The organism is Tardiphaga sp. (genome assembly GCF_025356345.1).
Lineage (GTDB): Bacteria > Pseudomonadota > Alphaproteobacteria > Rhizobiales > Xanthobacteraceae > Tardiphaga.
Map to the genome: position 1 here is coordinate 1 of NZ_JANXTC010000305.1, position 9,166 is coordinate 9,166.

Genomic DNA, 9,166 nt, shown 5'->3' on the forward strand with positions numbered 1-9,166 from the left:
CGAAGCAGCACTGCGTGCCGCGTCGCGCCCGGGACACGGACCAGAGCTGTTCTTGAAAAACACGAATACGGCGATATCCTGCCTGGCGTATCGGTGGAGGCCTCGCCGCATGGAAGGATCGTTCTACGTTTACATCCTCGCCAGCCGTTATCGCGGCACGCTCTATGTCGGCGTCACCAACGATATCAGTCGTCGCATCGCCGAACACCAATCCGGCGCCGCCGATGGCTTCACGCGGCGCTACAAGATTGACCGGCTGGTGCATGTCGAAGAATATGCTTCGATCCTAGAGGCCCGAGCACGTGAGCACGCCCTCAAGCGCTGGCGCCGTGAATGGAAATTCGCGCTGATCGAGAAGCTCAATCCGGAGTGGCGGGATCTCGCGGATGAGTTGATCTAATCGCTGGACGCACCTGTCCCGGGCCACAACCTACAACACCCTGATCCGCGGCCCGTCGCCGCGCGACACCAGCGCCAGCGAGGCGACCGCCCAGACCAGCGCGTCGAGCCGGTCCGGCGAGCGCCCCGACGACAATCCGCTGGAGGCAAAATCGCACATCTCGTCTTCCAGCGCGGCAAAGCCGCCGGCGTGCTTGACCCGGCCCTGCTCGTACAGCATCGCCACCGGCTCGGCGCGCAGCCATTTGCCGCGCAGCGCCCGCACCGGCGTCACCTGCACGCCGTCATCGACCTCGCGGATCACGCTGCGCACCATCTCGCCGCCCTGGTTGATCTCCACCACCAGCGCGTCGGCCTGCAGCCGTCGCCACAGCGCGATCGCCTTGTTGGCCCAGATCGACGGCATCACCGCCGCCACGCTGTCATCGGCGATCACATAGACCACGCCGCTCTCGGCGATCCCCGCCGCGACGATGCCGCAGGCATCGGCGCGCTTGCCGGCCGACACCGGCGGATCGACCGCGACCACGATGCGGCGCAGCGGCGGCACCTCCGCGACGCGGCAGCCCTCGAGCAGCGCGCGCGACCACAGCGCATCGGCGCGGTCCTCGATGATCTCGCCATCGAGCTCCTGCCGCCCCATCCGCGTGCCAGCATAGCGCGTCGTCACGCTCTGCAAAAAGCTCGGCGCGAGATTGAACGCATTGGCCCGGGTCGGCGCCCGGGTCGTCACGCTGGAGGCATCCTTCATCAGGCGCTTCAGCAGCGCGGTCGGCCGCGGCGTGGTGGTGATCAATTGCCGCGGCTGCGACCCCAGCCGCAGCCCGAACTGCAGCATGTCGAACGCCGCTTCCGCGTAGCGCCACTTCGCCATCTCGTCGCACCACGCGCAGTCAAATTGCGGGCCGCGCAGGCTCTCCGGATCATCCGCCGAAAACACCTGGGCCACCGCGCCGTTCGGCCATTCCAGCCGCTTTCGCGAGGGCATCCAGACCGGCCGCTCGTTGGGCCAATGCACCGACAGCAGGCCGGAGACGCCCTCGATCATCACCTCGCGGACGTCATGTTCGGTCTCGCCGATCAGCGCGATACGGCTGGCCTTCTCGGTGGCGGGCGCATGGCCATTGGCCATCGCGCGGACCCACTCCGCGCCGGCGCGGGTCTTGCCGGCGCCGCGACCGCCGATCAGCAGCCAGGTCAGCCACGGGGCGCCGTTCGGCGCGCGCCGCGGCGGAAATTGATAGTCGTGCGCAAACAGCGGCCACTGCCTATCGAGATCGGTCATCTCCGGCGGCGTCATCGCCACCACTCCCGACATCCGCTCGTCGGGTGAGTGATTGTTCCAGTCTCTTCCAAAGCGCCTTGCGGAACCCATCCAGGTCACGGGCGGCGCTCGGCACATAGGCATGGCCCTCATCCGCGGCCCGCAGCCGCCCTACTTCACTCAGCGTACGGGCCAGCGAGGCCAGCGTGCGGGCGCGGCGCTCGGCCTCGGTGTAGCGCCGCGGCTTGTTGTGATCGCCGGCGAGGATCGCATCGATCTGTACCAGTTCGCGCTCGACCGCGCGCGTCACGCGCGCCATCAGCGCGGTGCCGGTCTCCGCGTCGCCGGGCGCCTCGACGGCGGCGTGGTTGCTCCGCTCGACGCTCTGCCAGGCCGCCGCGTCCTCCCGCTCGATCACCACGGGCGTGTCACCGACCAGCTTCGTGGTCTTCGCGACCGTGGCGTTGCGCGCCACGGTCGCCGCCGCGGGACTGGCGGTGCCGGCGGCCACATGTTTTTTCGCCGGCGCCTTATTGTCCGCCGGGATTTTTCCGGCGGCGGTCTGCTTAGTGGCGATCTTGCGCGCCGCGGCCTTGGCAGGTGCGGCCTTGGCAGGTGCGGCTTTGGCAGGTGTGGCCTTGACAGGTGTTGGCTTCGCCGGCTTGCGAACAGCGCGCGCAGCGGTGGCCCGCGCCGGCTTTTTAGCCGGGCAGGTTTTTGCAATCCTGGCCATCGTGAAACCTCTGATGCGGGAGGCGGTCAGGCGGCCCGATGGCCTGCCGATGACCCCGGCGCTTGTCTCAAACCCAATTGTGGAGCATGCCGTAAAGCTACCCCGGCAGCGTGACGCTGTCAACGCTTAAAATCCTAAATTACGATTTTTATCCTGCTGTCCTGCCGCGCGCGGGAACGTGTAGACCCATCACCCAGGAGCTGACATGGCCGATCAATCCGCATTGGGCGCGCCGCCCGAGCTGTTCACGCCCGTCCGCGACCTGCCGGCGGCGCCGATCATCTTTTTCGAATTCTGCCCGACGCTCGGCAACAATCACGGCCTGATCAACATCATGCTCGGCACCGGCGTGGTGCTGCCGACCGGCGGTACCACCACCGAGGTGGTCCCGGTCGCCGTGGCGCATCTGCGCTGCACCACCGCGGCGGCGATGCAATTGCGCGACGCCATCGACAAGGCGCTGCTGATCGGCGCCGCCGTATCCAACCCGGACGGCAAATCGAACTGAACGGAATGGCTCGCGGTCGCCGCCAGAGTCAGATTCAGGTTGCTCAAATCATGTCCCGGACGCGGTGCATGGCGCCTCCGCGACGAGGCGTCGTGCGCCGCGGAGCCGGAACCGCCATGAAACTCCGCATTTGGTACGGTCCCGGCTGCGCGGAGCAGCATAAGCATGCCGCACCGCGTCCGGGACACCCGTCATTCATCCTGACGGATTAGACTCTAGCGCGGCGGCCGTGACCAGGTGGCGCCCGGCGCGCCGGTGATCTTGCCGGGATAGTCGATATTGACCACGCAATTGCCGCGCAGATCGGCGGCGGCCTGAAGACATTGCTGGTAGTCGAAGAAGCGGCAGATCTGCGGCAGGCTGCCCAGCCCTCGCGGCCCGCCCGTCAGCACGCAGAACGGCGGAATATCGGAACGGACGGCGCCCGGCCGCGCCTGCGCGCCATCGGGGACCAGCGCGGCGGCGAGCGCCAGCAGGGCGATGACCGCCAGGAGCGGCCTTCGCAGCGGCCGTCGCAGCGGCCCAGGGTGAGCGGTCCAGCTAGCGCGCATGACGGGACCTTGCCGCGGCAGGCGATGACGACGCGCCGGGACGATAGTCGATGTTCTGCACGCAATTGCCGCGGCTGTCGGCGGCGGCCTGCAGGCATTGCTGATAGTCGGAATAGACGCAGGAGCCGGTATAGGACGCGTCGCCATTGGCGCCGCCCCGCGCGATGCAATAGCGCGCGGTGCCCTCGTCGGCGATCGCCGCCGGCGCGGGGGCGATCAAAGTGACGGCGAGACCCAGCCACGCCGCTGCCAGCAACGGCGCTGATAGGTCGCGGAAAGTCCGCGGTAAAATCGGTATCATCGTCATGGCCTGCCCGGGACGGAGTGGCGGGCACGACGCCCGCTTTTCCGATATAGGGGGCGAGGCGAGCCGCGAACACCCGCTTCACGCGATTGCGTTCAGCCTGGGCCGCGGCGTCATGCCGCCGGCCTATTTCAGCGCGGTGTTGACGGTGGTGTAGCGGCCGTTGAGCGTGGTGCCGAGACCCTGCACGGTGGCGATGATGGCGAGGCTGATGCCGGCCGCGATCAGCGCGTATTCGATCGCCGTCGCGCCGGACTCGTCGCTGACAAATCCTGAAATCAATCGCAGCATCGCAGCACCCCGGCCCCGGCGCCGGTTTCTCCGGGGCCCTCCGGCGGCACCCTAGGCGGCATTGGTTGCAGAGCGGTTCACCAACACGCTGAATGATCGGTTAATCAGGTGGTAATTATATACGCGTCTACGGCTTGAAGAAAGCCGGATCGTTGAGCGCCTTGATCAGCGTGTCCACCATGTCGGCGGCGGCGTGGTCCTCGCGCTCCTCGAGCAATTCCCACATCTTGCGCAAATTGGCGCGCATCGGCGCCTTCAGCGAGGGGTCGCGTTCGATCAGGGTCCGCGCGATGCAGAACGCAATCGCCTCGGTGCCCATTTTGGTCTGTTCGATGGTCGGTCGGCTCATGGCAAGTCCTTTCAGCCAGGCGACGCCGCGGCGAGGACCCGAATGCGCCCCCGGCCAGCTGCCGGAACCTGTCGTGATGATTGGTCGGGCGATGCCCGGCAGGTAGCGCAAATGGTCGCATGAAGGAAGCCCCCGCCGCACCGGACGGTCGCCGGCAGCCTCCATTATCCCGCCACGCCGAGCGCTATTCCAGATCGATCGCCTGGTAGCGGCCGTTCTCGTCCAGCGCCGTGCCCCACACCTTGTGCGAGGCCTGATGCTCGGTGCGGCCGAAGCTGAGCACGGTGCCGAGCCCCATATCGAGCTGGCGCAGGCTCTCCAGACTGTCGACCAGGCGCTCGGTATCGAGTTGCGGGCTGGCCTGCCGCAGCGCCTGCACCAGCACATTGCCGGTCACATAGCCTTCCAGCGACACATAATCCGCGGCCTCGCCGGGAAAATACTTGGCCAGCGCCTTTTTATATTCGAGAATCGCCGACGAATAGCCATCCACCGCCGGCACCACCTGGGTGACGATCACCCCGCTGGCAAAGCGTGGCCCGAGCAGCTTCAGTTCCTCGGCCAGCGCGGTGCTGCCGACGAACGAGACGTTGGTGTAGATCATCGCCGGATACAGATCGCGGGTCTTCTCGATGAATTTGGCCGCCGCCCGGTAGGACGCGACCATCACCACCGCCTTGATGGTTCCCTTGTGCGACGTCAGCTGCGTGATCGCGTCGGTGACGTCCACGGTGTTGCGCTTGTAGTTCAGCCGCAGCGGCACCTGGTCCGCGGCGCCGAGCGCGCGCATCGCCTTCACCACCCCGGCGTAACCGGCATCGCCATAGCCATCCTGCTGCGCCATCACCGCGATCTGCCGCGCCGGCACGCGACGCACTTTCACCAGATAGCGCACCACCGCGTCGGTCTCCTCGACATAGCTGGCGCGGTAGTTGAAGACGTAACGGTCCGGCGGGTCACGGCGCAGCACCGGCGCGCCGGTGAAGGCGCCGAAGAACAGCATCTGACGGTCCAGCGCATAAGGCAGTGCCACGGCGGCGGTGGGCGTCCCGACATTGCCGATGATGCAGAACACCTGCTCCTTGTCGTAGAGCTGGGCCATCGCCTCCGGCGTCCTTGTCGGCTCGTAGCCGTCATCGGCGGCGATCAGGCGCAGCATCCGGCCGTCGATGCCGCCGGCATCGTTGACGCGGTTGAAGGCGGTGTCGAGGCCGAGCTTCATCTGGCGGCCGAGTTCCTTGGAGGAGCCCGAGAACGGCGCCGCGATGCCATGCCGGATTTCGCGATCGGTGATGCCGCGAACCGCGACGCCGCCGGCAGCCGCGGGCGCGGCAGCCGCCGGAGCGGCGGCGGCAACCGGCGCCGCCAGCGCCGGCGCCGGCGTATTTGCGAGCGAGCTCGCGCCGATCGAGCGTTCCAGATCCGCGAACTGGCGTTCCGCCGCCGCGCATTCGGTGTCGGCATTGCCCAGCGCGCGACGGCCATCGGCCAGGCTGCGGTCGAGCTGCTGCCTGAGCTCGACGCGCTCGGAGTCATTGGCCGAAGCCTCCGCGATCACGGCGGAGAATTTGTCGATCATCGCCTGCACCCGCGGGCGGGCGATGCCCCGACAGTTCGAGACGGCGCCGACGATCGACCCCACCCTGGTCGCCAGCGTGCGCACCACCGCGGCCTTGTCACCCGGCGCGGCGCTGACCGGCGAAGCCAGCACGACGCCACAGACCAGAAGCCGTGCGCCGCCGCCGAACGCCGGACGCAGGCCCGCCAGTTTCCGCTTTACCCACGCGTTGATACTCATAGACGACCTCATCCATTCAACATCCACCGCGAGCCGGGTCATCCGTACCCGCTATTCCAGATCGATGGCCTGGTAGCGGCCGTTTTCGTCCAGTGCCGTTCCCCACACCTTGTGCGAGGCCTGGTGTTCGCTGCGACCGAAGCTGAGGACGGTGCCGAGCCCCATGTCGAGCTGGCGCAGGGCCTCCAGACTGTCGACCAGCCGCTCGGTGTCGAGCTGCGGGCTGGCCTGCCGCATCGCCTGCACCAGCACATTACCCACCACGTAACCTTCCAGCGAAATATAGTCCGGGGCTTCGCCCGGAAAGTACTTCGCCAGCGCCGCCTTGTATTCGAGAATCGCCGACGAATAGCCGTCGACCGCCGGCACCACCTGGGTAACGATCACCCCCTTGGTATAGCGCGGCCCGAGCAGCTTCAATTCCTCGGCCAGCGCGGTGGCGCCGACGAACGACACGTTGGTGTAGATCATCCCGGGAAACTGATCATGGGTCTTCTCGATGAACTTCGCCCCGGCCCGGTAGGTCGCCGCCATGATCACGGCCTTGATCGGAATTTTCATCGCCTTCAACTGATTGACCGCCTCGTCGACATCGACGGAGTTGCGCTTGTAGTTCAGCCGAATGACCGCGTTTTCGCCGATACCGAGCGCGCGCATCGCCTTGGCGACGCCGGCAAAGCCGGAATCGCCGAACGCATCCTGCTGGGTGAACACCACGATCTGCCGCGGCTGCAGGCGGCGCACCTTGACCAGATAGCGAACGGCGGCGTCGGTCTCCTCGGCGGTGCTGGGGCGATAATTGAAGATGTAGCGATCCGGCGGATCGTGCCGCAGCGCCGGAGCCCCCGACAGCGCGCCGAAGAACAACATCCGCCGCTCCAGCGCATAGGGCGCCGCGACCAACGCGGTGGGCGTGCCGACATTGCCGATCATGCAGAACACCTGCTCCTTGTCATACAGCTGGGCCATCGCCTCCGGCGTCCTTGTCGGCTCATAGCCGTCATCGGCCGCGATCAGGCGCAGCATCCGGCCATCGATACCGCCGGCATCGTTGACGCGATTGAAGGCGGTATCGAGGCCGAGCTTCATCTGCTGGCCCAATTCCTTTGACGCGCCGGAAAATGGCGCCGCGATGCCAAGCCGGATTTCCCGGTCGGTGATGCCGCGAACCGCGGGCCCCGTGGTGGCCGGCGCCGCCGGCGCCACGGTGGCCGCGAACATGGCCAGCATGCCGCCGCAGGCCACCAGCGACACGCCACGTGCCAGCACCGTGTGTACCGGCGCCAGTTTCCGCTTCAATTGCCAATCGATGTTCATGAATTACCTTGTTTAAGATTGTTTCTGACTTAGCCGTAGTGACCGTTATCGCCCTACTCCAGGTCGATCGCCTGGTACTTGCCGGATTCATCCAGCGCCGTTCCCCAAACCTTGTGCGACGCCTGGTGATCCGAGCGGCCGAAGCTGAGCGACGTGCCAAGCCCCATGTCGACGCCGCGCAGGCTTTCCAGGCTGTCCACCAGTTTCTCGGTATCGAGCTGCGGGCCAATCTGCCGTAACGCCTGGATCATGATGTTGGCGCCGATGTAGCCCTCGAGCGAGACATAGTCCGGCGCTTCGCCCGGGAAATATTTGGCGAGCGCCGCCTTGTATTCCAGGATCGCCGACGAATAGCCGTCCACCGCCGGCACCACCTGCGTCACCACCACGCCATTGGTATAGCGCGCGCCCAACAGCTTGAGCTCCTCGGACAGCTCGGTGCTGCCGACGATGGAAAGATTGGTGTAGACCAGCCCCGGATACGAATCGTGGGTCTTTTCGATGAACTTCGCCGACGATCGATAGGAGCCGATGATGATCACCGACTTGATGGCATTGGCGGCCTTGCGGGTTGCCATCAGTGCGACGGCGTCGTTCACGTCGATCGTGCCACGCTTGTAACTCAGGCGCAGCGCCTGCCCGTCATTCACGCCCAGGGTGCGCATCGCCTTGACCACCACGCCGAACACCGCGTCGCCAAAGCTGTCATCCTGCGCGAACACGGCGATCTGCCGCGGCTGCAACCGCCGTACCTTGACCAGATAACGTACCGACGCTTCGACCTCTTCGGTGATGCTCGCGCGATAGTTGAAGACATAGCGATCCGGCGGATCACGGCGCAGCACCGGCGTGCCGGTGAACGCCCCGAAGAACAACGCGCGTCGCTCGAGCGCATAGGGCGCCGCGACCGCGGCATTCGGCGTCCCCACATTGCCGATGAAGCACAACACCTGGTCCTTGTCGTAGAGCTGCGACATCGCCGCCAATGTCCGGGTCGGATCGAAGCCGTCGTCGGCCGAAATCAGCCGGAGCATGCGGCCGGCAACGCCACCGGAATCATTGACCCGGTTGAAGGCGGTATCGATACCGAGCTTCATCTGTCGCCCTAGCTGCTTGGACGGGCCGGAAAACGGTCCCACCATGCCGAAGCGAATTTCGCGATCGGTCACGCCGCGGATGGCCGGACCGGAGCCCGTCGGCGCGGCCATCGCTGGCGCGGCGGCGGTCTGCACCGGCGCCGGTGGAGTGGGCGCCGGTTGCACGGGCGTGGCGGCCGCGGTGGCCGCCGCGTCGGACGGAGCCGACGTGATGATCGAGCGCTCCAGATCGGCGAACTGGCGCTCCGCCGGCCCGCATTCCACGTCCACATTGGTCATGGCGCGACGGCCGTCGCTGAGGCTGCGGTCGAGTTGCTGGGTGATTTCAGCGCGCTCGACTTCGTTGGTCGACGCTTCCCTGATGACGATGGCAAATTTATCGACCACCGCCTGCACGCGCGCGCGCGGCAGATTGCGACAGTTCGAAGCCGCGCCGACGATCAGACCGACCCGGCTGGCCAGCGTGCGCACGACGGCGACCTTCTCACCCGGCGCGGCGCTTGCCGCGGGGGCGAATGGCATGCTGCACGCCACCAGCAGAATGCCACGCGCAAT

11 protein-coding genes are annotated in these 9,166 nt (G+C 66.6%); 2 read left to right on the plus strand and 9 right to left on the minus strand.

What is annotated here, in order from left to right:
* Positions 1-109 precede the first annotated feature (109 nt).
* Entirely contained in the window at positions 110-400 is a 291-nt protein-coding gene (locus Q0S16_RS18665) for a GIY-YIG nuclease family protein (RefSeq protein ID WP_295851295.1), read from the plus strand.
* A gap of 30 nt (positions 401-430) precedes the next feature.
* On the opposite strand, the gene Q0S16_RS18670 is transcribed toward Q0S16_RS18665, so the two are convergent.
* Both Q0S16_RS18670 and Q0S16_RS18675 read right to left on the minus strand, forming a co-directional pair.
* Positions 431-1,699 carry a terminase family protein gene (locus tag Q0S16_RS18670; RefSeq protein WP_295851267.1) on the minus strand — a complete coding sequence of 423 codons (1,269 nt, stop codon included), beginning with the start codon at positions 1,697-1,699 and terminating at the stop codon, positions 431-433.
* Positions 1,668-2,396, minus strand: coding sequence for a hypothetical protein (locus Q0S16_RS18675; protein ID WP_295851270.1), 729 nt, complete (start codon positions 2,394-2,396; stop codon positions 1,668-1,670). Before Q0S16_RS18675 ends, Q0S16_RS18670 begins: the two co-directional genes overlap by 32 nt.
* Positions 2,397-2,601: 205 nt before the next feature.
* On the opposite strand from Q0S16_RS18675, the gene Q0S16_RS18680 reads away from it, so the two are divergent.
* The gene (locus Q0S16_RS18680) at positions 2,602-2,904 is read left to right on the plus strand and encodes a hypothetical protein (RefSeq protein ID WP_295851273.1); all 303 of its coding nucleotides are present in this window, start codon (positions 2,602-2,604) and stop codon (positions 2,902-2,904) included.
* A 215-nt stretch (positions 2,905-3,119) separates the two neighbouring features.
* Here Q0S16_RS18680 and Q0S16_RS18685 read toward each other — a convergent pair whose 3' ends face one another.
* The 7 genes from Q0S16_RS18685 to Q0S16_RS18715 all read right to left on the minus strand — a co-directional run bounded on the left by Q0S16_RS18685 (position 3,120) and on the right by Q0S16_RS18715 (position 9,133).
* Positions 3,120-3,455: a DUF3551 domain-containing protein gene (locus tag Q0S16_RS18685; protein WP_295851274.1), complete on the minus strand. Its 336-nt coding sequence runs from the start codon at positions 3,453-3,455 to the stop codon at positions 3,120-3,122.
* The gene (locus Q0S16_RS18690; RefSeq protein ID WP_295851276.1) at positions 3,445-3,762 is read right to left on the minus strand and encodes a DUF3551 domain-containing protein; all 318 of its coding nucleotides are present in this window, start codon (positions 3,760-3,762) and stop codon (positions 3,445-3,447) included. Before Q0S16_RS18690 ends, Q0S16_RS18685 begins: the two co-directional genes overlap by 11 nt.
* A 123-nt stretch (positions 3,763-3,885) precedes the next feature.
* Positions 3,886-4,050, minus strand: coding sequence for a Flp family type IVb pilin (locus Q0S16_RS18695; protein ID WP_295851279.1), 165 nt, complete (start codon positions 4,048-4,050; stop codon positions 3,886-3,888).
* A 127-nt stretch (positions 4,051-4,177) separates the two neighbouring features.
* A complete protein-coding gene (locus Q0S16_RS18700; protein WP_295851283.1) occupies positions 4,178-4,399 on the minus strand; it encodes a hypothetical protein in 222 nt (73 codons plus the stop codon).
* 184 nt (positions 4,400-4,583) lie between these two features.
* Positions 4,584-6,197: an ABC transporter substrate-binding protein gene (locus Q0S16_RS18705; RefSeq protein WP_295851285.1), complete on the minus strand. Its 1,614-nt coding sequence runs from the start codon at positions 6,195-6,197 to the stop codon at positions 4,584-4,586.
* 51 nt (positions 6,198-6,248) lie between these two features.
* Complete coding sequence (locus tag Q0S16_RS18710) at positions 6,249-7,514, minus strand: ABC transporter substrate-binding protein (protein WP_295851289.1); 1,266 nt, start codon at positions 7,512-7,514, stop codon at positions 6,249-6,251.
* Between the two features lie 53 nt (positions 7,515-7,567).
* Positions 7,568-9,133, minus strand: coding sequence for an ABC transporter substrate-binding protein (locus tag Q0S16_RS18715; protein ID WP_366517843.1), 1,566 nt, complete (start codon positions 9,131-9,133; stop codon positions 7,568-7,570).
* Between the last annotated feature and the right edge of the window lie 33 nt (positions 9,134-9,166).

Bases quoted from the DNA above. Each gene is read 5' to 3' on its own strand.
- Q0S16_RS18665 (WP_295851295.1), top strand. From the start codon at position 110: ATGGAAGGATCGTTCTACGTTTACATCCTCGCCAGCCGTTATCGCGGC.
- Q0S16_RS18670 (WP_295851267.1), bottom strand. From the start codon at position 1,699: ATGACGCCGCCGGAGATGACCGATCTCGATAGGCAGTGGCCGCTGTTT.
- Q0S16_RS18675 (WP_295851270.1), bottom strand. From the start codon at position 2,396: ATGGCCAGGATTGCAAAAACCTGCCCGGCTAAAAAGCCGGCGCGGGCC.
- Q0S16_RS18680 (WP_295851273.1), top strand. From the start codon at position 2,602: ATGGCCGATCAATCCGCATTGGGCGCGCCGCCCGAGCTGTTCACGCCC.
- Q0S16_RS18685 (WP_295851274.1), bottom strand. From the start codon at position 3,455: ATGCGCGCTAGCTGGACCGCTCACCCTGGGCCGCTGCGACGGCCGCTG.
- Q0S16_RS18690 (WP_295851276.1), bottom strand. From the start codon at position 3,762: ATGACGATGATACCGATTTTACCGCGGACTTTCCGCGACCTATCAGCG.
- Q0S16_RS18695 (WP_295851279.1), bottom strand. From the start codon at position 4,050: ATGCTGCGATTGATTTCAGGATTTGTCAGCGACGAGTCCGGCGCGACG.
- Q0S16_RS18700 (WP_295851283.1), bottom strand. From the start codon at position 4,399: ATGAGCCGACCGACCATCGAACAGACCAAAATGGGCACCGAGGCGATT.
- Q0S16_RS18705 (WP_295851285.1), bottom strand. From the start codon at position 6,197: ATGAGTATCAACGCGTGGGTAAAGCGGAAACTGGCGGGCCTGCGTCCG.
- Q0S16_RS18710 (WP_295851289.1), bottom strand. From the start codon at position 7,514: ATGAACATCGATTGGCAATTGAAGCGGAAACTGGCGCCGGTACACACG.
- Q0S16_RS18715 (WP_366517843.1), bottom strand. From the start codon at position 9,133: ATGCCATTCGCCCCCGCGGCAAGCGCCGCGCCGGGTGAGAAGGTCGCC.